The following is a 25,722-nucleotide window of genomic DNA, read 5'->3' on the forward strand; positions in this document are numbered from 1 at the left end:
GTTCGTCGTCGTACGGCTGTCCGGGTGGTGCTGCGGTGCGGTACCGCGTGTCCGGGTGGTGCTGCGGTGCGGCGCTGCGATTGAGCGAACGCTCAGTCGGCCGGTGATTGTTCCAGACGGATGACGACGGACTTGCTGGCGGGGGTGTTGCTGATGTCGGCGGTGGCGTCCAGCGGGACGAGGACGTTGGTCTCCGGGTAGTACGCGGCGGCGCAGCCCCGGGCGGTGGGGTAGTGGACGACGCGGAACCCGCGGGCGCGGCGCTCGGTGCCGTCGGTCCACTCGCTGACGAGGTCGGCGTACGCGCCGTCGACGAAGCCCTGCTCAAGGGCGTCGTCGGGGTGGACGAGGACGATGCGGCGGCCGCCCCTGATGCCGCGGTAGCGGTCGTCGAGGCCGTAGATGGTGGTGTTGTACTGGTCGTGGGAGCGCAGGGTCTGCAGGAGCAGCCTGCCTGCGGGCACGCGCGGGTACTCGACGGGGGCCGCGGTGAAGTTGGCCTTGCCGGTGGCGGTGGGGAAGCGCCGCTCGTCGCGCGGGGCGTGCGGGAGCGCGAAGCCGCCGGGGTGGGCGGCGAGGCGGGTGTTGAAGTCCTCGAAGCCGGGGATGACGCGGGCGATGCGGTCGCGGATCGCGGCGTAGTCCCGCTCGAACTCCTCCCACGGGGTGGCCGAGGCGTCGCCGAGGACGGCGCGGGCCATCCGGGCGACGATGGCGGGCTCCGACAGCAGGTGCGGGGAGGCCGGCGGCAGGTTGCCCCGGGACGCGTGGACGAGCCCCATGGAGTCCTCGACGGTGACGACCTGCCGGCCGCTCGCCTGGACGTCCCGGTCGGTGCGGCCGAGGGTGGGCAGGATCAGGGCGCGCGTGCCGGTGACGGCGTGCGAGCGGTTGAGCTTGGTGGACACATGGATGGTGAGGCGGGCGCGGCGCATGGCGGCCTCGGTGACGTCGGTGTCGGGGGAGGCGCTGACGAAGTTGCCGCCCATGGCGAAGAAGACCTTGGCCCGGCCGTCCCGCAGGGCCTGGATGGACCGGACGACGTCGAAGCCGTGGTGCCGGGGCGAGGTGATGCCGAATTCCTTGTCGAGGGCGTCGAGGAAGGCGGCGGAGGGCCGTTCGAAGATGCCCATGGTGCGGTCGCCCTGCACGTTGGAGTGCCCGCGGACGGGGCAGACGCCGGCGCCGGGGCGGCCGACCGCGCCGCGCAGCAGCAGCAGGTTGACGATCTCGCGGATGGTGGGCACGGAGTGCTTGTGCTGGGTGAGGCCCATGGCCCAGCAGACGATCGTGCGCTGCGAGTCGAGGATCATCCGCAGCGCCCGCTCGATGTCCGCGCGGTCGAGGCCGGTGGCGGTGAGGGTCTCCTCCCAGGTGGCGGCCCTGGCGGCGGCGGCGAACTCCTCGTAGCCGTGGGTGTGGGTCCGTACGAAGTCCTCGTCGACGGCGCCGCCCGCCTCGATGACCAGCTTGCCGAGGAGCCGGAAGAGGGCCTGGTCGCCGCCGATGCGGATCTGGAGGAACAGGTCGGTGAGGGCGGTTCCCCTGATCATGCCCCGGGGGGTCTGCGGGTTCTTGAAGCGTTCGAGGCCGGCTTCGGGCAGCGGGTTGACGGAGATGATCCGCGCGCCGGCCGCCTTCGCCTTCTCCAGGGCGGACAGCATCCGCGGGTGGTTGGTGCCCGGGTTCTGACCGGCGACGATGATCAGGTCGGCGCGGTGGAGGTCGTCGAGGGAGACGCTGCCCTTGCCGACGCCGAGGGTCTCGGTGAGGGCGGACCCCGACGACTCGTGGCACATGTTGGAGCAGTCCGGCAGGTTGTTGGTGCCGAACTCGCGGGCGAACAGCTGGAGCAGGAACGCCGCTTCGTTGCTGGTGCGCCCGGAGGTGTAGAAGAGCGCCTCGTCGGGGGAGCCCAGGGCGGTCAGCTCGTCGGCGATGATCCGGAACGCCTGGTCCCAGGTGACCGGCTCGTACCGGTCGGCGCCCTCGGCCAGGTACACGGGGTGGGTGATGCGGCCCTGCTGGCCGAGCCAGTAGCCGCTGCGGGAGGCGAGGTCGGAGACGGGGTGCGCGGCGAAGAAGGCGGGGGTGACGCGGCGCAGCGTGGCCTCCTCGGCGACGGCCTTCGCGCCGTTCTCGCAGAACTCGGCGACGTGCCGCTTGTCGCCCTCCGGCCAGGCGCAGCCGGGGCAGTCGAAGCCGTCCTTCTGGTTGACCTTGAGGAGGGTCCGGGCGGTGCGCGCGAGGCCCATCTGCTGCCGGGAGATCCGCAGGGTGTGGGCGACGGCGGGCAGGCCGGCGGCGGCATGCGGGGCCGCCGTCACGTCGGGGGCGTCCTGGACGGGGTCGCCTGCGGGCGGTTGCGTGGCCATCGCGCTCTCCCTCGAGTCGCTGCGGTCGGGATGCGGGGTGCCGTGCTGCCGAGCGCTCCCCGCGGTCCGGTGTCCTTCGATCCTGTCACGCGCCTCGGACATCGTGTGAGGGGCGTCGGTGGTTGTCAGTGGAGCGTGGCAGGATCGTCTGCGTGGCAGAGACAGCATCGAAGAAGACCGCACAAGACCGTCCGCGTCTGCTCCTCATGGACGGGCACTCCCTGGCGTACCGGGCGTTCTTCGCGCTGCCCGCGGAGAACTTCACCTCGTCGAGCGGGCAGCCCACCAACGCCGTGTACGGCTTCGCGTCGATGCTGGCGAACACACTCCGTGACGAGGAGCCCACGCACTTCGCGGTCGCGTTCGACGTCTCCCGCAAGACCTGGCGGTCGCAGGAGTTCCCTGAGTACAAGGCGAACCGGTCGTCGACGCCGGACGACTTCAAGGGGCAGGTGGAGCTCATCGGCGAGCTGCTGGACGCGATGAACGCGCAGCGCTTCGCCGTCGAGGGGTACGAGGCGGACGACGTCATCGCGACGCTGACCGCGCAGGCGGAGGCCGCCGGCTTCGAGGTGCTCATCGTCACCGGTGACCGGGACTCGTTCCAGCTGGTCAGCGAGCACACGACGGTGCTGTACCCGACGAAGGGCGTGTCGGAGCTGACCCGCTTCACACCCGAGAAGGTGCGGGAGAAGTACGGGCTGTCGCCGAACCAGTACCCGGACTTCGCGGCACTGCGCGGCGACCCGTCGGACAACCTGCCGGGCATCCCCGGGGTGGGGGAGAAGACCGCCACCAAGTGGATCAACCAGTTCGGCTCGTTCGCGGAGCTGGTGGAGCGGGCCGACGAGGTCAAGGGCAAGGTCGGTCAGGCGCTGCGCGACCACTTGGAGGCCGTCAAGCTGAACCGGCACCTCACGGAGCTCGTGCGGGACGTGGAGCTGCCGAAGTCGGTGGCGGACCTGGAGCGCGCCCCCTACGACCGCAAGATGCTGGCGGTGCTGCTGGACACGTTGGAGATCCGCAACCCGTCGCTCCGCGAGCGGCTGCTCGCCGTGGACCCGGGTGCCGCCGAGGAGGAGCCGGTGCCCGCGGCGGGCGTGGAGATCGACGGCACGGTGCTGGCGCCCGGCGCGCTGGCCCCGTGGCTGGAGCGGCACGGCGACCGGCCGCTCGGCGTGGCGACGGTCGACAGCTGGGCGCTGGGTGTCGGCACGGTCACCGAGATCGCGCTGGCGGCGGGCGGCGGGGCCGCCGCCTGGTTCGACCCGGCGGAGCTCGACGAGGCGGACGAGCAGGCGTTCGCGGCGTGGATCGCCGACCCGGACCGGCCGAAGGTGCTGCACAACGCGAAGAGCGCGATGCGGGTGTTCCCCGAGCACGGCTGGAGCGTCGCCGGCGTCACCATGGACACCGCGCTCGCCGCGTACCTGGTGAAGCCCGGTCGGCGCACGTTCGCCCTCGACGCGCTGTCCCTGGAGTACCTCGGCCGTGAGCTGGCCCCGGCGGCCGCCGCGGACGGGCAGCTCGCGTTCGGCGCCGAGGACGCGGCGGAGCGGGACGCGCTGATGCTCCAGGCCAGGGCGGTGCTCGACCTGGGCGAGGCCTTCGCGGCGCGGCTGGAGGAGGTCGGCGCGACGCGGCTCCTGCACGAGGTGGAGCTGCCCACGTCGGAGCTGCTGGCCCGGATGGAGCGGCACGGCATCGCGGCCGACCGGCCGCACCTGGAGGCCATGGAGCAGCAGTTCGCCGGCGCGGTGCAGCAGGCCGTGAAGGAGGCGCACGCCTCGGTCGGCCGGGAGTTCAACCTCGGCTCGCCCAAGCAGCTCCAGGAGGTGCTGTTCGGCGAGCTGAACCTGCCGAAGACCAAGAAGACGAAGACCGGGTACACGACGGACGCCGACGCGCTGGCCTGGCTGGCCGGCCGGACCGAGCACGAACTGCCGGTGATCATGCTGCGGCACCGCGAGCAGGCCAAGCTGCGGGTGACCGTGGAGGGCCTGATCAAGTCCGTCGCGGGTGACGGCCGCATCCACACCACCTTCAACCAGACGGTGGCGGCGACCGGCCGGCTGTCGTCGACCGACCCGAACCTGCAGAACATCCCCGTCCGCACCGACGAGGGCCGGGCGATCCGCCGCGGCTTCGTCGTCGGCGAGGGCTTCGCCTCCCTGATGACGGCGGACTACAGCCAGATCGAGCTGCGCGTGATGGCCCACCTGTCGGAGGACGCCGGGCTGATCGAGGCGTTCACCTCCGGCGAGGACCTGCACACCACGGTCGCGTCCCAGGTGTTCGGCGTGGACAAGTCCGCCGTGGACGCCGAGATGCGCCGCAAGATCAAGGCGATGTCGTACGGCCTGGCCTACGGCCTGTCGGCGTTCGGCCTCTCGCAGCAGCTGAACATCGAGGCGGCCGAGGCGCGGGCGCTCATGGACACGTACTTCGAGCGGTTCGGCGGGGTCCGGGACTATCTGCACCGGGTCGTGGACGAGGCCCGCGCGACCGGGTACACGGAGACCCTCCTCGGGCGCCGCCGCTACCTGCCGGACCTCAACAGCGACAACCGGCAGCGGCGCGAGATGGCCGAGCGGATGGCGCTGAACGCCCCCATCCAGGGCACCGCAGCGGACATCGTGAAGGTCGCCATGCTGAACGTCGACCGGGCGCTGCGGGAGGCCGGTCTGCGCTCCCGCATGCTGCTCCAGGTGCACGACGAGATCGTGCTGGAGCTGGCGCCCGGAGAGCGGGAGCAGGCGGAGGAGCTGGTGCGCCGCGAGATGGCCTCGGCCGTCGAGCTGCGGGCACCGCTGGACGTCTCGGTGGGCGTCGGCGGCGACTGGGAGTCCGCCGCGCACTGACGGCGCGGCCGCCGGAGGAGCCGCGTACGGCGGCGGGGCCTGCCCCGGCAGCGCCCCGCCGTACGCCCTCGGGGCCCCGCGCCGCCGGGGCGTCAGGCACGGGGGCCGGGGCCCCCGGCGCGCAGGCGCATCCCGGCTCCGTACAGGAGCAGCCCGACGGCGAGCCCGGCACCGGCGCCGAAGCAGGCCGTGGGGATGATGTCGAGCGGCGTCTCGATCCTGCCCCAGTACGCGTACCAGCGCAGGCACCGGTGCACCACGCCCGCCACCGTGCAGCCCGCCAGCACCCCGACCGCGAGCCACCGGCCCCGGCGGGTCAGCCCGGCGGGCGCCCCCGCGCCGGCACCCGGCGGAACCCGCCGCAGGCCCCCGTACGCGAACCAGCCGAGGACCATCAGGGCGAGTGCGGAACTGCCGTACTGCACGTACGTGTAGACGGGGAAGCCGCCCACCGTTTCGCCCAGCACCGGTAGCACCCGTGTGCCCCACCGGCCGGGATGGGTGAACAGGTCCCACACGACGTGGGTGGCCGCACCGGCGACCGCCGAGAGGTAGAACCACACCGCCAGCGCCGCCGGCCGCCGTTCCCGCCACGGCCTGCCCCGGAGCAGGCCGTGCACCGGGCCGCGCCACCGGCGGGGCAGCAGCGCCACCAGCGGCTCACGCACCATCAGCCACAGTCCGACCAGCGCCGCGGCGGTCAACGCGTCGACCGTCAGGACGCCCCACGCGCTGTGGGTGACCTCACCGAAGGACATGGCCCCCGGAATCAGGCTGTCCGCGAAATAGGTCATGTCGGGCGCGAACGACCCCATGACAAGGGCGGACGCCACCACCGGACCCCGTCCGGCGCCGCAGCGGCTCATGCCGGGGAGGACGGCGGCGGCATGGCTGAGGGTGAACGGCATGGGGGAGGGGCTCCCGTCGGATGTCAGCAGGACGAGCGGTTTCGCGATCAGTGCTCTGTCACTGTCGATCGCATATGACCGTGTGCGGTTGCGTCAGAACCGTAATCCGGACGGATGACCGGTGACGAAACCGTGAAAACCGGTCACGCATGAGTGTGGTGGGGGCGCGAGGTGACGTAGGGTTTCGCCAGTCCGCGCTGTGGGGAGCGGCGGGCAGTCGTCGGGTCGGGCGCGGCGTCACCAACCCAAGGGGCGCCGTCGGGGGAGGGACACACGCATGGCAGGACATCTCGGGCGGCGGCTGCGCAAGCAGGCCACCACGACGGCGGTGGCGGCGGCAGCCGTGGCGGCGCTCTCCGCGTCGCAGGGACCGGGAGTCACCCCGGTGGGCGGCGAGTCGCCCACCACGGACGGCACGCCGCCGGCCGCCTCGGGGGACACCGCCACCGGCAACTCCCCCTACTACACGGAGCTGCCGCCCCTCAACAGCCCCCACCCCGACCGGCCGGGCGCCGGGACCGGCGACACCCACGGCTCCGCCCCCGCGGGCGGCGCGACGGCGGCCGGCATACCCGCGACCGTCTTCTCCGCGTACCAGCAGGCCGAGCAGCATCTGCGGAGCGTCGACCCGGGCTGCAACCTGCCCTGGCAACTCCTCGCCGGCATCGGCAAGGTGGAGTCCGGTCACGCGCGCGGCGGCCGGGTCGACTCCGGCGGCACCACGACCTCCCCGATCCTGGGCCCGGTCCTCAACGGCGTCGGCTTCGCCAACATCTCCGACACCGACGGCGGCGCCCACGACGGCGACACCCGCTACGACCGCGCCGTCGGCCCCATGCAGTTCATCCCGTCGACCTGGGCCTCCTGGGGCCAGGACGCCAACGACGACGGCCGCAAGGACCCCAACAACATCTTCGACGCGGCCCGCGCGGCCGGCATGTACCTGTGCGCCGGCAGCCGCAACCTCGCCCTCCAGGCGGACCTGGACCGGGCCATCCTCAGCTACAACCAGTCGCGGGAGTACCTGCGCACGGTCCTGTCCTGGTTCGACTACTACAAGAGGGACGGGGCCCACCGGATCCCGGACGGCACCGGCCACGTCCCCACCGAGCGCAGCGACCGGCACTCCGGCAGCGGAGACGGTACGCGGCCCGGCACGGGCGGGACGCACGGGAGCGGATCCGGGAAGGGCGCCGGCACCACCACCGGCAAGGGCGGCGGCCCGGGCACCGGAGGCAAGGGCGGAAGCACCCCGGGCGCCACCCCCGCCACCCCCGACGCGAAGCCCTCCCCGTCGCCCGCGAAGCCGGTACCGCCGTCCGGTTGGCCCGGCCCTTCGCCCAAGCCGAAGCCGAAGCCCACCCCGACGCCGACCCCGACTCCCACCCCCACGCCGACCCCGACTCCCACCCCCACGCCGACCCCGACTCCCACCCCCACGCCGACGCCGACTCCCACCCCGACGCCGACCCCGACGAAACCCGCTGACCGGGTGCACCTCCTGCAGAGCGCGGGCGGCGGTGCCCTCACCGCCACCGCCGGCACCGAGTTCGCCGAGCGCGCCGCCGTCGTGGCCCGCGACGAGCAGGGCGGCGGCGTCGCCGAGGTGGCGGTCGAGTTCCGGATCGTCGGCGACACCGACAGCCGCTTCCCCGACGGCGCCACCACCGCCACGGTCACCACCGGAGCCGACGGCACCGCCACCGCCCCCGTGCTCCTCGCGGGCGAGAGGACGGGCGAGTTCACCGTCCGCGCCACCGTCGTCGGGCGCACCGCGCTGCCGGGCGTCGACCGGCCGGCCACGGTCACGGCGCCGCAGGCCGACACCCTCGCCCGTACCGGTGACACCAAGCCCACCGCCGCGGCCGGCGGCGAGTTCGCCGAGCGCCTCACGGTCAAGGCGACCGAGAAGGGCGCCGCCGCGGCCGGGGTCGCCCTGACCGCCACCCTGCTCGCCGATGCGGACGGCACGCAGGCCGCCGACGCCGGCCCGTACTTCAAGGACGCCCAGGGGGAGCCCGTACGCACCCTCACCGGGCTGAGGACCGGCGCCGACGGCACGTTCCAGCTGCCCCGGATGTACGCCGACGACCGCACCGGCACGTTCCTGCTGCGCATCACCGCTGAGGGTGGCGCGACGCTCACCATCGAACTGCACGTCGGCTGACGCGCCGGGGCCGCCGTCCACCGGGCCGCCTCGGCTCCTCGCCGAGCGGCCCCGCAGGCGGCGTACCCGCCGCGGCCCGTCCGAGGCAGGGCGCTGCCGCAGGGCGGCCCGTACACCACGGGCGCCGGCGGGCCCGCCGGCGGAAGAGCGCGGCGCCGGACCGTCCGGCGCCGAAACCCCGTGCAGGCCCCGGCGGACGTCAGCGCCGGGGGTTCGTCCGCCGTGTGGGCCGGGCGGCCGAAGGGTCCTCGGGCCACGGGTGCTTCGGGTAGCGGCCCCGCAGCTCCGCCCGCACGGCCCGGTAGCCGTCCCGCCAGAACGACGCCAGGTCCGCCGTCACGGCCGCCGGACGCCCCGCCGGCGACAGCAGGTGCACCAGCACCGGCACCCCCGCCACCCGCGGGGTCTGCGCCAGCCCGAACATCTCCTGCAGCTTCACCGCAAGCACCGGCTGCTCGCCCGCGTAGTCGAGGCGCACCCGGGAACCGCTCGGCACCTCCAGCCGCTCGGGGGCCAGCTCGTCGAGGCGCGCCGCCTCACCGCTCGCCCACGGCAGCAGCCGCCGCAGCGCCTCGCCGGCGTCGATCCGCGCGAGGTCCGCCCGCCGCCGCGCCGCGGAGAGCTCCGGTTCCAGCCACGCGTCGGCGCGCGCCGCCAGCGCCTCGTCGGAGACGTCCGGCCACGCGCCGCCCGCCACCCGGTGCAGGAAGGCCAACCGCTCCCGCAGCTGCCGCGCCTCCCGCGACCAGCCCAGCAGACCGAGCCCGTCGCGCCGCAGTCCGTCCAGCAGCGCCGCCCGTACGAGCCCGGGCTCCGGGGCCCGCAGCGGCCGCACGGCCAGCTCCACCGCGCCCAGCCGTTCCGCGGACCGGGCCGCGACATCACCGTCCTCCCAGCGCACCTCGTCGCCGGCGGTCCGCAGATGCCCGGCCGCCAGCCGGGCCACGTCCTCGTCGCAGACCGCCGCGAGCCGCACCCGCGCCGACGCCGCGTGGGCGGGACGGTCCGCCACCGCCACCGCCAGCCACGGCGCCGACCGCAGCCCCGAGCCGTCCTCGACCTCGGCGCCCGTCCCGGAGACCATCAGGAAGGCGCCGCCGCCGCGCGCCCGCGCCACGCGCTCCGGGAACGCCAGTGCGGTGACCAGACCGGCGGCCACGTCGTCGGACGCGTCAGCGGAGCCGTACGGAACGGCGTCGGCCCGCCCGCCGGGAGCGCCGTCGGCGCGGCCCCCGGGGCAGCGGTCCCCGCGGCAGCGGAGGGAAGGCCTCCGAGCCGCTCCGCGGCCGCGCCGCCGTCCCGCCCGGGGCGACCGCGCGCCGCGCCGCCGGACAGGCCGGCCGCGCCCGCCAGCCGCCGGGCCTCCGCGCGCCACCGCGCCGCGTAGGCGTCGCCGCCGCGCCGGGCCGCCCGCCACGCCGCCGCCAGGTCGTCCCCGTACGTCCGCGGCGGCTCCTCCGCCACCAGCGCCACGATTTCCGCCGCCCGCCGCGCCCCCACGTGCGGCGCGCCGTCCAGCAGCGCGCGCCCCAACCGGGGTGCACGCCCAGGCGCGCCAGCGCGCGGCCGCGCTCCGTCGCACGCCCCGCCGTGTTCACCGCGCCGATCGCGCCCAGCACCGCGCGTGCCGCCGCCATCGCCCCGGCGGGCGGCGCGTCCAGCAGCGCGAGGCCCGACGCACCGGGATCGCCCCAGACCGCGGCCTGCAGGGCGAAGGAGGTCAGGTCGGCCACCTGGATCTCCGGCGCCGGGAAGGCGGGCAGCCGCCCGTCCTCCGCCTCCGCCCAGCAGCGGTAGACCGTGCCCGGGGCCTCGCGCCCCGCACGGCCCGCCCGCTGCCTGGCCGAGGCCCGCGACGCGCGCAGCGTCGTCAGCGCGCCCAGCCCGCGGGCGTGGTCCACGCGCGGCTCCCGCGCCAGACCCGAGTCGACGACCACGCGCACCCCCGGCACGGTCAGCGACGATTCGGCCACCGCCGTCGCCAGCACCACGCGGCGCCCCCGCCCCGGGGCCAGCACCGCGTCCTGCACCGCCGCGGGAGCCCTGCCGTGCACCTGGAGCACCTCCACGCCCGGCAGCCCGGCCAGCAGGCCCGCCACCCGCGCGATCTCCCCGACCCCGGGCAGGAAGCACAGCACATCGCCGTCCCGCTCCCCGAGCGCCCGGCGCACGACCCCCGCCACGTGGGCCTGCAGCGCCGGGTCGACGAACATCCCGTGCGGCGGCCGCACCGGACCGGGCGGCGGGGCCCACACCACCTCCACCGGATGCGTCACGCCCGACGCCTCGACCACCGGCGCACCGCCCAGCAGCCGGGCCCAGCCCTCCGCGTCCGTCGTCGCCGACGCCGCGACCAGCCGCAGTTCCGGTCGCAGGGCCTCCCGCACGTCGAGAAGGAAAGCGGCGGCCGTGTCGGCGTCCAGGTGCCTCTCGTGGCACTCGTCCAGCATCACCGCGTCGACCCCGGCAAGCTCCTGGTCCCGCTGGAGCCGCTGCAGCAGTACACCGGTCGTCACGACCTCCACGACCGTGTCCCGCGACACCGCGCGCTCGCCCCGCACGGTGAAACCGACCCGGCTGCCCACCTCCTCACCGAGCAGCCACGCCATGCGCCGCGCCGCCGCCCGTGCCGCGATCCGGCGCGGCTCGGCGACCACCACCCGGGCGCCGCGCTCCGCCAGGACCAGCGGCACCAGCGTGGTCTTGCCGGTCCCGGGCGGCGCGCACAGCACCGCTGCCCCGTGGCCGTCCAGCGCCCGCTCCAGCGCGGGCAGGGCCGTGTGCACGGGAAGCCGCTCGCGCTCCTCCGGGCGGATCACCGCCGACCAGCCGCCTTCGGCGCTCCGCCGCGCGCCGGGCCGCCGGGCGGGCGCCCCCGCACATCAGGCCGGCGTGCCCCAGCCCGTCACGGATCGGAGCGGCATCCGCCGACCCCGCGCCCACCGGTTCCGAACCCGGCCCCGCACCCATCAGTCCCTCACGCACACGAAGATCGCCGTGCCCGGGATGAGGTTGCCGCGCAGCGGGGACCAGCCGCCCCACTCCTGGCTGTTCCAGGCCGGCCACTCGGGCTCCACCAGGTCCACCAGCCGGAACCCGCCGACCACCACGTCCCGCACCCGGTCGCCCAGCGTCCGGTGGTGCTCGACGTACACCGCCCGCCCCCGGTCGTCCTGCTCGACGTACGGCGTGCGGTCGAAGTACGAGGCCGACACCGACAGGCCCTCGGGGCCCGGTTCGTCGGGGAACGCCCAGCGGACGGGATGCGTCACGGAGAACACCCACCGGCCGCCCGGCCGCAGCACCCTGCGCACCTCCCGGAACACCCGCACGGGGTCGGCGACGAAGGGCACCGCCCCGTACGCCGAGCAGGCCAGGTCGAAGGAGCCGTCCCGGAACGGCAGCGCGCCCGCGTCCGCCTCCACCAGCGCCACCCCGTCGCCGCCCGCGCCGATCCGCAGGGCGTGCTGGAGCTGGCGGTGGGAGAGGTCCAGGGCGACCGGCCGCGCCCCCTGGGCCGCCAGCCAGCGCGAGCACTGCGCGGCGCCCGCCCCGATCTCCAGGACGTCCCGGCCCTCCAGCGAGCCGGCGGGGCCCAGGAGCCGGGCCTCCTCCTCGTCCAGCCCCTCGGGGCCCCAGACGAAGCGGTCGTCCCCGAGGAACGAGCCGTGCTCGTCCTGGTACTCGTCGGCGTTCCGGTCCCACCAGCCCCTGCTCGCCCGGCTGCTCTCCGCGTCGCCCGCCGCCCGGCGGGTCGCCTGCGGTTCGTGGTCCTGGATGTCTTGGATCATGTCGCCCGTCGTTGTAGGTTTCCGCGTGCGCACGAGCGCACGTCCCTGTGCACGGCGGCGCGCGGGTGCGGCCAGGGGGAGCGCGGCCCCGGTGGCGTCCGGCCGCCGCGTCCGTTCCGCCCCGCCTCGCCCTGATCTGTGACATGTGTGACACGCGTGCGGCGCCTTCGGCGCCCCAGGCCATCGTGGCCTGCGGCAAGCTTAGTTGCGCCGGGTATACGGCGGTGCGCCCCGGGTGTGCCCCTTCGCGCATTGACCATGCCCCGCGGCGCCCGTATGCTAAAGGTTGCGCTGCGGGCCTGCGCGCCTCAGACGGAGCAGGCCGCGCTCGCATCTGTTGTATGTCCCCTCGGTTGTCGAGGCGCCGCCCGTTCGCCGGGCTCGGCGCTTCCTTGGCTGTCCGGCTTCTGCAGAGGCGATACGGGCCTTCGGCGTGGCAGTACCTACGACTTCAATGTCCGTACCGGAGCCCTTTCCCACATGACGAGCAGCACCGAGACCACCGCCACCACCCCGCAGGTTGCGGTCAACGACATCGGTAACGAGGAAGCTTTCCTCGCCGCGATCGACGAGACGATCAAGTACTTCAACGACGGCGACATCGTCGACGGCGTCATCGTGAAGGTCGACCGGGACGAGGTCCTGCTCGACATCGGTTACAAGACCGAAGGTGTCATCCCGAGCCGCGAGCTCTCGATCAAGCACGACGTCGACCCGAACGAGGTCGTCAAGGTCGGCGACGAGATCGAGGCCCTCGTCCTCCAGAAGGAGGACAAGGAAGGCCGCCTGATCCTCTCGAAGAAGCGCGCCCAGTACGAGCGTGCCTGGGGCACCATCGAGAAGATCAAGGAAGAGGACGGCATCGTCACCGGTACCGTCATCGAGGTCGTCAAGGGTGGTCTCATCCTCGACATCGGCCTCCGTGGCTTCCTGCCGGCCTCCCTCGTCGAGATGCGCCGTGTCCGCGACCTCCAGCCGTACGTCGGCAAGGAGCTCGAGGCCAAGATCATCGAGCTGGACAAGAACCGCAACAACGTGGTCCTGTCCCGCCGCGCCTGGCTGGAGCAGACCCAGTCCGAGGTCCGCCAGACGTTCCTCACCACCCTGCAGAAGGGCCAGGTCCGCTCCGGCGTCGTCTCCTCGATCGTCAACTTCGGTGCGTTCGTGGACCTGGGCGGTGTCGACGGCCTGGTGCACGTCTCCGAGCTGTCCTGGAAGCACATCGACCACCCGTCCGAGGTCGTCGAGGTCGGCCAGGAGGTCACCGTCGAGGTCCTCGACGTCGACATGGACCGCGAGCGTGTCTCCCTGTCGCTGAAGGCGACGCAGGAGGACCCGTGGCAGCAGTTCGCCCGGACCCACCAGATCGGTCAGGTCGTCCCGGGTAAGGTCACCAAGCTCGTTCCGTTCGGCGCGTTCGTCCGCGTCGACGAGGGCATCGAGGGCCTGGTCCACATCTCCGAGCTGGCCGAGCGCCACGTGGAGATCCCGGAGCAGGTCGTCCAGGTCAACGACGAGATCTTCGTCAAGGTCATCGACATCGACCTGGAGCGTCGCCGGATCTCGCTGTCGCTGAAGCAGGCCAACGAGTCCTTCGGCGCCGACCCGTCGGCCGTCGAGTTCGACCCGACCCTGTACGGCATGGCCGCGTCCTACGACGACCAGGGCAACTACATCTACCCCGAGGGCTTCGACCCGGAGACCAACGACTGGCTGCCCGGCTACGAGAAGCAGCGCGAGGAGTGGGAGCGGCAGTACGCCGAGGCCCAGCAGCGCTTCGAGCAGCACCAGGCGCAGGTCATCAAGTCCCGCGAGGCCGACGCCGCCGCCGCTGCCGAGGGTGGCCCCGCTGCTCCGGCCGCCGCGCCGACCGGTGGTTCGTACTCCTCGGATTCGGACGACAACTCCGGCGCCCTGGCGTCGGACGAGGCGCTCGCCGCCCTCCGCGAGAAGCTGGCCGGCGGCCAGAGCTGACACCCCACGCGCGGCCTTCACCTGAGGCCGCCGCGCGGTTGACGCTCGGACCCGCTCCGGCTCCTGGCTGGTGACACTGGGGCCCGTCCCGAAAGGGACGGGCCCCAGTGCCGTTTCCGCACGGTGCACCCCGCTCAGGACACGGTCCCGCGGTACGCCCGGACCGACGTGCTCCGCCCGCGAGCCGACGGACCCCGATTCCGTTCCCTGGAGGCGCTCAGGCCCCCGCGCGGCAGCGGAACGGGAATGTCAGTGGTGCATGCGACGTTCTTCCGTAGGAACACGAGGAGGAGCGGTAAACGTGCTTGATCCGCAGGACTTGTACGCATGGGAGCCAAAGGGCCTGGCGGTGGCCGACATGGCGCTGGCCCAGGAGTCCGCCGGCCTGATCTTGCTCTATCACTTCGACGGATACATCGACGCGGGAGAGGTCGGCGAGCAGATCGTCGACGGCCTGCTGGAGGCCCTGCCCCACCAGGTGGTGGCCCGCTTCGACCATGACCGCCTGGTCGACTACCGGGCACGGCGGCCCCTGCTCACCTTCCGCCGCGACCGCTGGACGGGATACGACACACCCGCCATCGAGGTCCGCATCGTCCAGGACGCCACCGGCGCGCCCTTCCTGCTGCTGTCCGGCCCCGAGCCGGACGTCGAGTGGGAGCGGTTCGCCCAGGCCGTACGGCAGATCGCCGAACGCCTGCGCGTCCGGCTCGCCGTCAACGTCCACGGCATCCCCATGGGCGTCCCCCACACCCGCCCCGTGGGCCTCACCCCGCACGGCAACCGCACGGACCTGGTGCCCGGGCACCGCAGCCCGTTCGACGAGGCCCAGGTGCCGGGCAGCGCGGAGGCGCTGGTCGAGTACCGGCTGATGGAGGCCGGCCACGACGTCCTCGGCGTGGCGGCGCACGTGCCCCACTACGTGGCCCGCTCCCCGTACCCGGACGCCGCCCTCACCGCGCTGGAGGCCATCACGGGCGCCACCGGGCTCGTCCTGCCCGGTATCGCCCACGGGCTGCGCAACGCCGCCCAGCGGACCCAGACCGAGATCGAGCGCCAGATCCGCGACGGCGACGAGGAACTGGTCGCCCTGGTCAAGGGCCTTGAGCACCAGTACGACGCACTCGCCGGAGCGGAGACCCGAGGCAGCCTGGTCGCCGAACCCGTGGACCTGCCGTCGGCGGACGAGCTGGGCCGGCAGTTCGAGCGGTTCCTCGCCGAACGCGAGGGCGACACCCCGTAGGCGCCGTCCCGGTCCCAGGGCATAGGCTGCCGCCATGCTGACCGTGGGGCTGACCGGTGGAATCGGAGCCGGCAAGAGCGAGGTGTCGCGGCTGCTCGTCTCGTACGGGGCCGTACTGATCGACGCCGACAGGATCGCCCGCGAGGTCGTCGAGCCCGGCACGCCCGGGCTCGCGGCCGTCGTGGAGGCGTTCGGGCGGGACGTCCTGACGCCCGACGGGGCTCTCGACCGCCCGCGGCTCGGTGCTGTCGTCTTCGCGGACCCGGAGCGCCTCGCCACCCTGAACGGCATCATCCACCCGCTGGTGCGGGACCGTTCCGCCGAGCTCCAGTCCGCCGCGGCACCCGACGCGGTCGTGGTCCACGACGTCCCCCTCCTCACCGAGAACGGCCTGGCCCCCCTCTACGACATCGTCGTGGTCGTCGACGCCTCTCCCGAGACCCAGCTGGACCGGCTCGTACGGTTCCGGGGCATGACCGAGGACGAGGCCCGCTCCCGCATGGCCGCCCAGGCGACGAGGGAGCAGCGGCACGCCATCGCGGACTACGTGATCGACAACGACGGACCGCTGGAGGCGCTGGAACCGCAGGTCCGCAAGGTGTGGCAGGCGCTGACCGAGAGGGCTGCGGCCGCGGACCCCGGCCACCGCGACTGACCAGGCCGGGCTCGGGCGAGGGCGCCCGACGGGACACACCGCGCCGCCCGGCGTTTCACCTGCCGACGCGCGCGGGTTCCCCTTCCGCCCCGTGGTCCTCTTCCGCCCCGCGGTCTCCTCCGCTCCCGCTGCGGAATACCACCGTCGGAGGCGCTGTTGAACGGCCGCAGCAGAGGGGAAGGATGGAAGCGTGCCCGACAGCGACCCGGAAACCCACGTCATCGACTACCGGGCGGCCGAGCAACTGCTCGCCGCGCGGGACCCCCGCGGGGCCGTCAAGCTGCTCGACTCGGTGATCGCGGCCCACCCGGAGAACACCGCCGCACGCCTGCTGCGCGCCCGCGCGTTCTTCATGGCGGCCCAGCTGCGCTCCGCCGAGCTGGAGTTCGAGCTCGTCGTGGAGCGCGAGCCGGACAACGCCTACGCCCACTTCGGGCTGGCCCGCACCCTCCAGCGGGCGGGCCGCCCGCAGCACGCGCGGCGCCACTTCCGGCTGGCCGCGGCTCTGGACCCGAGGCCCGAATACCGCGAGGCCGCCGGTTTCGCCGACGAGGAATGACACCCCGAAGCCCGCTGTCAGTCCCCCCGCGTAACGTCCTGCTTGCGTAGCGTCACGAGCGAGGGGGTGGGCCATGACGGTCCGGGGTGTACGGAGGGACGTCGCGGCCGGGCTGGTACCGGGGGCCCTGGCGCATCCGGTGGACGACCATCACCAGGTCCGCCAGCACGACCAGCGCCAGTACCCCGCAGATGACGGCCCAGCTCCTGACGCCGATCACGGCGAAGGCGACGGTGCCGCCCACGGCCCAGACGAGGCCCCACACACTCAGCCAGAACCGCAGCCTCAGCGGGCTGCGTGCGGTGACCGGTTCGTTTCCACTGCGCATGATCATGGTCATCGTTCTCCTTCCCGCCGTGTACCCGCGAACCGCCCGCCGACCCCGGCCGGCCGCAGGGCATCGGAGGACAGCACAGGATCCGGCGCCGCGCAGTGTCACACCCCCGCCGTAAGGTCGGAGACCCGGAGGCCGGACCCCCGGCACCGCACCCGGAAGGAGGTCGCCCCGGTCATGGACACATCGCGTACGGCAAGCGCCGCGCACGGCGTGCCTGGCTCCGCCGAGGCGCACCCCCTTCACACCTGCCCCGCCGTGTTCCTGCCGGACGCGCTGCCGCGCGCGGGACGGGTCGCGTTCTGGGCGCCCGACGGCCGCACGCTGCCGCCCGCCCCCGGTGCGGCGACCGCCACCGAGCAGCTCACGGTCGTCCGGCGCCACGGCACCGGAGCCCGCACCCGTACCGTGCCGGCCGTGGTCCTGTCCGTGGACGACGCGCTTCCGGTGCTCACCGCCGCCCGGCACGCCCCGGGCGCCCACCCGGCCACCGCCTGCTGGGGCGCGGCCGCGCTGCACGGGCTCCACCTGGTGGCGCGGGGGCGGCTGCTCCCGGGGCTCACCGCCGACGACCGCGACGCCTGGCGGGCCGGCCCGCTGGACGCCGACGACATCGCGCACCTCCGGGCGGTCGCCGCCGCCATGCCGTACGAGGCGCACGCCGTGCCGGTGCCCGGCCGCGGTCCGCTGCGCCTGCCGGAACCCGAGGCGCTCGTGCGGGCCTTCCTCGACGCGGTCGCCGACACCCGGCCGCGCACCCCGGCGGCGCCGCACGCCGCCGGGCGGCCCTTCGCCGCGCGGGAACCGCAGCGGCTCCCCGGAGCCCGGCCCTGGGCCGCGGAGGTGGCCGCGGGCATGGACGCGGGCGTCCGCGTGTCCCTGCGGCTCGACCTCTCCCCGTTCGAGCTCTTCGACCCGGACCCCGGGATCCCGGGCGAGGGCGGCAGCGCGGAGGAGCGGCAGGCCGCCGCCGCGGTCGTGCAGGTGCACAGCCTCGCCGACCCGGCCCTGGTCGCCGACGCGGCGGAGCTGTGGTCGGGGGACGCGGAGCAGCACTTCGGCGCCCGCGCCCGGGTCGACACGATGCTCGCCCTGCGCCGGGCCGCCCGTGTCTGGCCGCCGCTCACCCGGCTCCTGGAGCGGCCCGTGCCCGACGTCCTCGCCGTCACCGAGCGCGAGCTGTACGAGCTGCTCGGCCCCGCGGCGGGCCGGCTCGGCTCGGCGGGAGTCAGCGTGCACTGGCCCCGCGAACTGGCCCGATCCCTGACCGCGGCCGCCGTCGTCCGCCCCGCACCCGGCTCGGCCGCCGACGGCACCCCGTTCTTCGACAGCACCGACCTGCTCCGTTTCCAGTGGCAGCTCGCCCTGGACGGCGACCCGCTCACCGAACGCGAGATGGACGCGCTCGCGGAGGCGCACCGCCCCGTGGTCCGGCTCAGGGACCGGTGGGTCGTCGTCGACCCCGCGCTCGTCCGCAAGGCCCGCAAACGCCAGCTCGGCCTGCTGCAACCGGTGGACGCCCTCGCGGCCGCGCTCACCGGCACCGCGGACGTGGACGGCGAGACCGTGGAGGCCGTGCCGGCCGGCGCGCTCGCCGCGCTGCGCGACCGGCTGCTGGCCGGACCCGCCCCCGTGCCGCCCCCGCCCGGCCTCGACGCCACGCTGCGCGACTACCAGCTGCGCGGGCTGGCCTGGCTCGACCTGATGACCTCCCTCGGCCTCGGCGGCTGCCTCGCCGACGACATGGGTCTGGGCAAGACCGTCACGCTGATCGCGCTGCACTTGCGGCGCGCCCACCGGGCGCCCACCCTCGTGGTGTGCCCCGCGTCCCTGCTCGGCAACTGGGAGCGGGAGATCCGCCGCTTCGCGCCCGGCGTGCCGGTGCGGCGCTTCCACGGCGCGGGCCGGAGCCTGGACGGGGCGGCGGGCGGCTTCGTCCTCACCACGTACGGCACGATGCGCACCAGCGCCGAGGAGCTGGCCGACCGGTCCTGGGGGATGGTGGTCGCCGACGAGGCGCAGCACGTGAAGAACCCGTTCTCCGCCACGGCGAGGGCGCTGCGCACCATCCCCGCTCCGGCACGGGTCGCCCTGACCGGCACCCCCGTCGAGAACAACCTGTCCGAACTGTGGGCGCTGCTCGACTGGACCACGCCGGGACTGCTCGGCCCCCTCAAGGCGTTCCGCGCCCGCCACGCGCGCGCCGTGGAGAACAGCGGCGAGCTGGGCGACACCGAGGCCGCCGAACGGCTCGCCCGGCTCGTCCGCCCCTTCCTCCTGCGCCGCCGCAAGTCCGACCCCGGCATCGTGCCGGAGCTCCCGCCCAAGACGGAGTCGGACCATCCGGTGCCGCTGACCCGGGAGCAGGCCGCCCTGTACGAGGCGGTCGTCAGGGAGACCATGGCCGCCATCGCCGGCGCGGAGGGCATCGCACGCCGCGGCCTGGTCATGAAGCTGCTCACATCCCTCAAGCAGATCTGCAACCACCCGGCGCAGTTCCTCAAGGAGGAACCGGCCCGGCTGTCCGGCCGCTCCGGCAAGCTGTCCCTGCTCGACGAACTGCTGGACACGATCGTGGCGGAGGACGGCGCGGTCCTCGTCTTCACCCAGTACGTGTCCATGGCCCGGCTGCTCACCCGCCACCTGGCCGCCCGGGCCGTGCCGTCCCAGCTGCTCCACGGCGGCACGCCCGTCGCCGAACGGGAGCGCATGGTGGACCGCTTCCAGGCCGGTGAGGTCCCGGTGTTCGTGCTGTCGCTGAAGGCCGCCGGCACCGGCCTCAACCTGACGCGGGCCGGCCACGTCGTCCACTACGACCGCTGGTGGAACCCCGCCGTCGAAGAGCAGGCGACCGACCGCGCGTACCGCATCGGCCAGACCCAGCCCGTGCAGGTGCACCGGCTCATCGCCGAGGGCACCGTCGAGGACCGCATCGCCGGACTGCTCGCTTCCAAGCGCGCCCTCGCCGAAGCGGTCCTCGGCTCGGGTGAGGCCGCCCTGACCGAGCTGACGGACCGGGAACTGGCGGACCTGGTGTCCCTGAGGAGGCCGCGGTGAGCCCCGCACGGCCGGGCAGGCCCCCGGCGTACCACGACGACCGGCGGCGCTCCTTCCCGCCGCTGCCGCCCCCCGGCACGGGAGACGGCGGGCTCGCCGGGAGCTGGTGGGGAAACGCCTGGGTGGCGGCTTTGGAGAGCGCGGCGCTCGACCCCGCCCGCCTCGCCCGCGGCCGTGCCTACGCGGGCCGGGGCCTCGTCGACGCGATCACCGTGACGCCGGGACGCGTCACGGCGTACGTCCACGGCAGCCGGGCCCGGCCGTACCGTACGGAGATCAGGCTGCGGGTGCTCGGCGACGACGCGTGGGAGCGGCTGCTGGACGCGGTGGCGGAGCGCCCCGACCACATCGCCGCCCTGCTCGACAAGGACGTGCCGCAGGCGCTGGCCGAGGTCGGAGGGCTGCTGCCCCGGGCGGGGGACCTCCTGCCGGACTGCTCCTGCCCCGACCACGGCCATCCCTGCAAGCACGCCGCCGCCCTGTGCTACCAGGCGGCGCGGCTGCTGGACGAGGACCCGTTCACGCTGTTCCTCATGCGGGGCCGGGGGGAACAGGAGATCCTCGCCGCACTCGGCCGGCGCAATACCGCGCGCACGGCCGCGGAGAGCGCCGCGGCGCCACCGCCCCTGCCGACGGTCCCCGCACGGGCCGCCGTCACGGCCGACCCGGTGGTCGCCCTGCCGCCTCCGCTGCCGCTGCCGGCCCGTCCCGGGCGGCCCCCGTCTTCCCCGAGGCTCCCGCGGCCCCCGACCCGCTCGCCCTGGAGATGCTGGCCACGGAAGCGGCCGCCCGCGCCCACGCCCACCTGGCCACCGGCCGCGACCCCGTCGCCGCGCTCACCCCTGGCAGGACGCGGTCCGCCTGGCCGCCGCCCACCCCGGCTCCGGGCTCACCGCGGCCACCCGCGCCCTCTACCGCGACCTCGCCACCGCCCTCGACCGCAGCCCCGCCGACCTGTCCCGCGCCGTGGCCGCGTGGCGCCAGGGCGGACCGGCCGGGCTCGCCGTGCTGGAAGAGCCGTGGGATCCGCCCGCGGGGCCGTTCGACCGGGCGCGACCGGCTCTGATCGCCGCCGACTTCCCGCACTTCCGGCCCTGGCGCAACCGGCTGTCCACCGCCTCCCTCCAACTGCGCTTCGGCCGGGACGGCCTCTGGTACGGGTACGAGTCCGACGCGGGCCGCGAGGACTGGTGGCCGCGCGGCACCCCTGACGCCGACCCCGTGGGCGCGCTCGCCGGGCTCCTCGGGCAGTGACGGACCGGGGCCTCCCGCCCGTCCCGGTTCACCCGCAGGTGCGAGCAGATGGAGAGGTGATGTGAAAGGTCTATGAGATCTCCACCGATCGGGTGAAAGCGAGAGGCGTCATAACCCGCCCAGGAGGTAGGGCGTTATGCCCGGTGCGGGTGAGTGCCCGTGAACGTCTCCGGAAGGCAGGAAGCCATGAGGCATACGCGCCGAAAAGGTCTCGTCACTCTGATGGCCACGGGCGGCGCCCTCGCCCTGGCGGCGGGCTCCGCGCAGGCCGACGCCGACGCGTCGGGCGTTGCGGCCGACTCACCCGGCGCGGTCTCCGGCAACACCGTGCAGTTGCCGGTCCACGTCCCGGTCAACGCCTGCGGCAACACCGTGAACGTGGTGGGGCTGCTGAACCCCGCGGCCGGCAACACGTGTGTGAACCAGGGCGGTCAGGGGCACCGCGACGAGGCGCCCGGTGGGCACGGCCCCGGCCACGACGGCGGCAGCGGCCATGAGGGCGGCAGCGGCGGTCACGGCGGCGGCGGTCACGGCGGCGGCAGCCACGGCGGCGCCCATGAAGGCGGCGGTCACGGTGGCGGCCACGGCGGCGGCCACGGTGGTGGGCACGCACCCGGCGACGGGGCGGCGTCCGGCAACGGCGGCGGCGCTTCCGCCGACGCGGGCATGCAGGGCTCGCCCGGTGTCATCTCCGGCAACGGCGTCCAGCTGCCCGTCGACCTGCCGGTGAACGTCTCCGGCAACCAGGTCAGCGTCGTCGGACTCGGCAACCCCGTCTTCGGCAACACCTCCGTCAACGACAGCGGCGAACCGCCGACCCACACGGAACCCCCCGCGGCCGAGAAGCCCGAGGCGCCGCAGCCCGTCGACCGGACCGTGCCGCCCCAGCACGACGAGACGGCGCCGCCGCCGCCGACGCCGACCCGGACCGGCCCGCCGAGCCCGGCAGCACGCCCGCGCTGGCCGAGACCGGTGCCGGGGACCTGGCCGGCGCGGTGCTGCCCGCCGCCGCGGGCCTGATCCTCGCCGGCGGCATGCTGCGCCGCCGCCTGCGCTCCGCGGCCGACGCCTCCTGAACCGGCCGTCACCGCCACCGCGGCCCCGTCACCGTCGCCAGGCCGCCAGCACCGCGTCGATCGCCGGTGCCACCCGCATCCGGGCTTGGCGGCGGGGGACGCCGCTCATCAGCAGGGCGTCGTACTCGGTGTCCCGATGCCGCACCGACGCCCGCACCGCGGCCGTCACGGCGCCTTCGTCGAGCGCCCGGCCCGCTGCCGTACGCCCCACCCGGCCGCTTCCGCGGACCGACGCGTGGGCCGCGATGTCCGCCGCCCGCTCCGCCGGGCAGCCCGGGAAGAGCCGGCCTATCTCAGCCGCCAGCTCCGCCGTGAACCGCACGTCCTGGGCCGCCCGGCGCCGCGCGTCCCGGTCCCGGCGCCTGGCCCGGGCCTCGGCGTCCCGCAGGCACGCCGCCTCCGCCCGGGCCAGAGCCGCCTCCTCCACGAGGATCCCCTGGCGCTCGTAGCGCGTACGGCGCCTGTCGTGCCGCACGACGACCGCCCACAGCCCCCCGGCCTCCCGGGCCCGCCGGGTCAGCGCGGCGTCCCCGCGCGGCAGGTACACGAGGTGCCCGAGGTCCGCGCACGCCAGGCAGAGCGGCGCACCCGACTCCAGCACCATCCGCCGCAACGGCCCCCGGCGGCACTCCGCACAGCGTGCCGCACTCCGGGGCTCCACCACGACGATCGGCTCCACCGCCACCACGTCTCACGCCTCCCCGGGGACTGACGGGGCGTCTCACACGGAAAGCTACCCGCCTCGCCGGGGCCCGATCCGCCCCGGCTCCTACTGCCGGTAGCCGCTGAGGAAGCGCCCGATCCGGCTGATCGCGGCATCCAGGTCGTCGACGTGCGGGAGGGTCAGGATCCGGAAGTGGTCCGGACGCGGCCAGTTGAAGCCGGTGCCCTGCACCACCTGGATCTTCTCGCGCAGCAGCAGGTCGAGGACGAACTTCTCGTCGTCGTGGATCGCGTGCACCTCCGGATCGATCCGGGGGAACGCGTACAGCGCGCCGCGCGGCTTCACGCACGACACCCCCGGGATCTCGTTCAGCTTCTCCCAGGCGCGGTTGCGCTGCTCGTACAGCCGCCCGCCGGGCGCGGTGAGGTCCTTGATGGACTGCCGCCCCCCGAGCGCGGCCTGGATGGCGTACTGGGCGGGCGCGTTGGGGCACAGCCGCATGGAGGCCAGCATCGTCAGCCCCTCCAGGTAGCTGCGCGCGTGCTGCTTCGGGCCGGTGACGACGAGCCATCCGGAGCGGAAGCCCGCCACCCGGTACGTCTTGGACAGCCCGCCGAAGGTGAGGACCACCAGGTCCGGGGCCACCGTCGCCACCGGGTGGTGCACTGCGTCGTCGTAGACGATCTGGTCGTAGATCTCGTCGGCGAACACCATCAGCCCGTGCCGGCGCGCCAGGTCGAGCATGCCCTCCAGCACCTCGCGCGGATACACGGCGCCCGTGGGGTTGTTGGGGTTGATGATGACGAGGGCCCGGGTGCGGTCGGTGATCTTCGCGGCCATGTCGTCGAGGTCCGGGTACCAGTCGGCGGCCTCGTCGCACACGTAGTGCACCGGCCGCCCGCCCGCGAGTGTCGTCACCGCCGTCCACAGCGGGTAGTCGGGAGCCGGGACGAGGACCTCGTCGCCATCCTCGACCAGAGCCTGCACGGCCATGGAGATGAGCTCCGAGATGCCGTTGCCGAGGAACACGTCGTCCACGTCCACGTCCGTGAGGCCGAGCGCCTGGTAGCGCTGGGCGACCGCCCGGCGGGCGGAGAGGATGCCGCGCGAGTCGGTGTAGCCGTGGGCCTGCGGCAGCATCCGGATCATGTCCTGGACGATCTCCTCCGGGGCCTCGAAGCCGAAGAGGGCGGGGTTGCCGGTGTTGAGGCGGAGCACGCTGTGACCCGCCTCCTCCAGTGCGTTCGCGTGCTCGATCACGGGACCGCGGATCTCGTAGCAGACCTCGCTCAGCTTGCTCGACTGCCGGAACTCCATGGCGGCCACCCCGAATTCTCCTGGGAACTGTGATGCTTGGTTTTACCAAGTGTGAGCTTGGAAAGTCCAACAACCGGTCTAGACTGCGGCGTATGCCACGTCCCAGCCAGCGCTCGACCACCGCCCGCCGCCGCACTTACGACCAGTACTGCGCCGCCGCCCGCGCCCTCGACGCCGTGGGCGACCGCTGGACCCTCCTGATCGTCCGTGAACTCCTCGCGGGGCCGCGGCGCTACACCGACCTGCACGCCGACCTCCCCGGCGTCAGCACCGACATGCTCGCCGGACGGCTCAAGGACATGGAGCGCGACGGCCTCGCCACCCGCCGCCGACTGCCGCCGCCGTCCTCCGCGTCCGTGTACGAACTCACCGCACGGGGGCGCTCCCTGCTGCCCCTGCTGCGGGAACTCGCCCGCTGGGGCGCGGACGCGCTGGACACCCCCCGCCCGACGGACGCGGTCCGCGCCCACTGGTTCGCCGTCCCGCTCCTGGACGCCCTGCACCCGCTGGAGGGCGCCGGCCAGCGGACCGTCGTGGAAGTGCACGTCGACGAAGGGGTGTTCCACCTCGCCGCAGGCGGACCCGGCGACCCCTCCTACGGGGACGGCCCCGCCGAGGACCCCCACATCCGGCTGCACATGGACACCGCGACCTGCGCCGCCGTCAGCCGCGGCGACCTCTCCCTCGCGGACGGGGTGAAGACCGGACGCGTCGACGTCGCGGGCCTCGGACCCGCGGCCGCCGCGCTGAGGGGTGAGACGGGACGCGGCTGAACCGGCAGGATGGAGGAGTGGCACTGGAACCGATCACCTGGGAGCGGCTGGCCGACCGGATCGCGGCCTGCGCGGACACCCGCACGCCGGGGGACGGCGGGCCCTGGCTGAAGGTCGCCGTCGACGGGGCCCCGGCGGCGCGTCCCGGCGCACTCGCCGACCGGGTGGCCGAGGAGCTGCGGCTCCGCGGACGCGCGGTCCTCGCCATCGCCACCTCCGGGTTCCTGCGACCCGCGTCGCTGCGCTACGAGTCCGGGCGCGAGGACCCCGACGCGTACTACAGCGGGTGGTTCGACACGGGGGCGCTGTGGCGGGAGGTGTTCCGACCGCTGGAGCCGGGCGGCGACGGGCGGGTGCTGCCCGACCTGTGGGACCCGGTCACGGACCGGGCGACCCGCAGCCCGTACCGGGAACTGGCACCCGGCGGGGTGCTGGTGCTGCACGGCCCGTTCCTGCTGGGCCACTGGTTCCCGTTCGACCTGACCGTCCACCTCCGCTTGTCGCGGGCGGCGCTGGAGCGGCGCACGCACGAGGGATGGACCCTGCCGGCCTACGCGCGCTACGAGACGGAGGTCGCCCCGGCGGACGCCGCGGACGTCGTCGTACGGGCGGACGATCCGCGCCACCCCGCGTGGACCGGGCTGCCGTAGCCGACCTCCGCAGTCGACCTCCGCAGTCGGCCTCCGCCGCCGATCTCCGCCGCCGGCCTCCGCA

Annotated in this window: 16 protein-coding genes and 2 pseudogenes; 11 read left to right on the forward strand and 7 right to left on the reverse strand. The window is 74.5% G+C overall.

All coding sequences use genetic code 11. The features are described 5' to 3' along the window. Positions 1-92 precede the first annotated feature (92 nt). Positions 93-2,375, reverse strand: a complete 2,283-nt coding sequence (locus L6E17_RS13695) for an FdhF/YdeP family oxidoreductase (RefSeq protein ID WP_236241048.1) — start codon at positions 2,373-2,375, stop codon at positions 93-95. A gap of 152 nt (positions 2,376-2,527) precedes the next feature. Here L6E17_RS13695 and polA point away from each other — a divergent pair, with 152 nt between their 5' ends. After that, positions 2,528-5,236, forward strand: a complete 2,709-nt coding sequence (polA, locus tag L6E17_RS13700; protein WP_236241049.1) for a DNA polymerase I — start codon at positions 2,528-2,530, stop codon at positions 5,234-5,236. Between the two features lie 92 nt (positions 5,237-5,328). Here polA and L6E17_RS13705 read toward each other — a convergent pair whose 3' ends face one another. Further along, the gene (locus tag L6E17_RS13705) at positions 5,329-6,144 is read right to left on the reverse strand and encodes a DUF4184 family protein (RefSeq protein ID WP_236241050.1); all 816 of its coding nucleotides are present in this window, start codon (positions 6,142-6,144) and stop codon (positions 5,329-5,331) included. 277 nt (positions 6,145-6,421) lie between these two features. Here L6E17_RS13705 and L6E17_RS13710 point away from each other — a divergent pair, with 277 nt between their 5' ends. Further along, positions 6,422-8,311, forward strand: coding sequence for a lytic transglycosylase domain-containing protein (locus tag L6E17_RS13710; RefSeq protein WP_236241051.1), 1,890 nt, complete (start codon positions 6,422-6,424; stop codon positions 8,309-8,311). A 199-nt stretch (positions 8,312-8,510) separates the two neighbouring features. On the opposite strand, the pseudogene L6E17_RS13715 reads toward L6E17_RS13710, so the two are convergent. Beyond that, positions 8,511-11,130, reverse strand: a pseudogene (locus tag L6E17_RS13715) (ATP-dependent RNA helicase). A 150-nt stretch (positions 11,131-11,280) separates the two neighbouring features. After that, entirely contained in the window at positions 11,281-12,102 is an 822-nt protein-coding gene (locus L6E17_RS13720; protein WP_236241052.1) for a class I SAM-dependent methyltransferase, read from the reverse strand. A gap of 480 nt (positions 12,103-12,582) precedes the next feature. On the opposite strand from L6E17_RS13720, the gene rpsA reads away from it, so the two are divergent. The 4 genes from rpsA to L6E17_RS13740 all read left to right on the forward strand — a co-directional run bounded on the left by rpsA (position 12,583) and on the right by L6E17_RS13740 (position 16,533). Beyond that, a complete protein-coding gene (rpsA, locus tag L6E17_RS13725; protein WP_236241053.1) occupies positions 12,583-14,076 on the forward strand; it encodes a 30S ribosomal protein S1 in 1,494 nt (497 codons plus the stop codon). Positions 14,077-14,377: 301 nt separating this feature from the next. Next, positions 14,378-15,319, forward strand: coding sequence for a PAC2 family protein (locus L6E17_RS13730; RefSeq protein ID WP_236241054.1), 942 nt, complete (start codon positions 14,378-14,380; stop codon positions 15,317-15,319). Positions 15,320-15,353: 34 nt separating this feature from the next. Continuing rightward, positions 15,354-15,974 carry a dephospho-CoA kinase gene (gene coaE / locus L6E17_RS13735; protein ID WP_236241055.1) on the forward strand — a complete coding sequence of 207 codons (621 nt, stop codon included), beginning with the start codon at positions 15,354-15,356 and terminating at the stop codon, positions 15,972-15,974. Between the two features lie 190 nt (positions 15,975-16,164). Further along, positions 16,165-16,533 carry a tetratricopeptide repeat protein gene (locus L6E17_RS13740; protein WP_236241056.1) on the forward strand — a complete coding sequence of 123 codons (369 nt, stop codon included), beginning with the start codon at positions 16,165-16,167 and terminating at the stop codon, positions 16,531-16,533. 52 nt (positions 16,534-16,585) lie between these two features. On the opposite strand, the gene L6E17_RS13745 is transcribed toward L6E17_RS13740, so the two are convergent. Next, positions 16,586-16,861 (reverse strand): DUF6343 family protein, encoded by a 276-nt coding sequence (locus tag L6E17_RS13745; protein ID WP_236241346.1) that lies wholly within the window; start codon positions 16,859-16,861, stop codon positions 16,586-16,588. A 183-nt stretch (positions 16,862-17,044) separates the two neighbouring features. On the opposite strand from L6E17_RS13745, the gene L6E17_RS13750 reads away from it, so the two are divergent. The 3 genes and pseudogenes from L6E17_RS13750 (at position 17,045) to L6E17_RS30510 (ending at position 22,198) form a co-directional block, all read left to right on the forward strand. Further along, the gene (locus tag L6E17_RS13750; protein ID WP_236241057.1) at positions 17,045-19,924 is read left to right on the forward strand and encodes a DEAD/DEAH box helicase; all 2,880 of its coding nucleotides are present in this window, start codon (positions 17,045-17,047) and stop codon (positions 19,922-19,924) included. Further along, positions 19,921-21,178, forward strand: a pseudogene (locus L6E17_RS13755) (SWIM zinc finger family protein). Before L6E17_RS13750 ends, L6E17_RS13755 begins: the two are co-directional and overlap by 4 nt. 222 nt (positions 21,179-21,400) lie before the next feature. Further along, positions 21,401-22,198 (forward strand): chaplin, encoded by a 798-nt coding sequence (locus L6E17_RS30510; RefSeq protein ID WP_308315876.1) that lies wholly within the window; start codon positions 21,401-21,403, stop codon positions 22,196-22,198. Positions 22,199-22,282: 84 nt separating this feature from the next. Here L6E17_RS30510 and L6E17_RS13770 read toward each other — a convergent pair whose 3' ends face one another. Together L6E17_RS13770 and L6E17_RS13775 are read right to left on the reverse strand one after the other, a co-directional pair. Continuing rightward, positions 22,283-22,933, reverse strand: a complete 651-nt coding sequence (locus L6E17_RS13770) for a DUF2293 domain-containing protein (protein ID WP_236241348.1) — start codon at positions 22,931-22,933, stop codon at positions 22,283-22,285. A 90-nt stretch (positions 22,934-23,023) separates the two neighbouring features. Then, a complete protein-coding gene (locus L6E17_RS13775; RefSeq protein ID WP_236241349.1) occupies positions 23,024-24,235 on the reverse strand; it encodes a pyridoxal phosphate-dependent aminotransferase in 1,212 nt (403 codons plus the stop codon). 92 nt (positions 24,236-24,327) lie between these two features. On the opposite strand from L6E17_RS13775, the gene L6E17_RS13780 reads away from it, so the two are divergent. Both L6E17_RS13780 and L6E17_RS13785 read left to right on the forward strand, forming a co-directional pair. Continuing rightward, the gene (locus L6E17_RS13780) at positions 24,328-25,008 is read left to right on the forward strand and encodes a helix-turn-helix domain-containing protein (protein WP_236241058.1); all 681 of its coding nucleotides are present in this window, start codon (positions 24,328-24,330) and stop codon (positions 25,006-25,008) included. 17 nt (positions 25,009-25,025) lie between these two features. Further along, entirely contained in the window at positions 25,026-25,658 is a 633-nt protein-coding gene (locus L6E17_RS13785) for a uridine kinase (protein WP_236241059.1), read from the forward strand. Positions 25,659-25,722 lie beyond the last annotated feature (64 nt).

Origin of the sequence: Streptomyces sp. CC228A (genome assembly GCF_021390935.1) — a bacterium.
Taxonomy (GTDB): domain Bacteria; phylum Actinomycetota; class Actinomycetes; order Streptomycetales; family Streptomycetaceae; genus Streptomyces.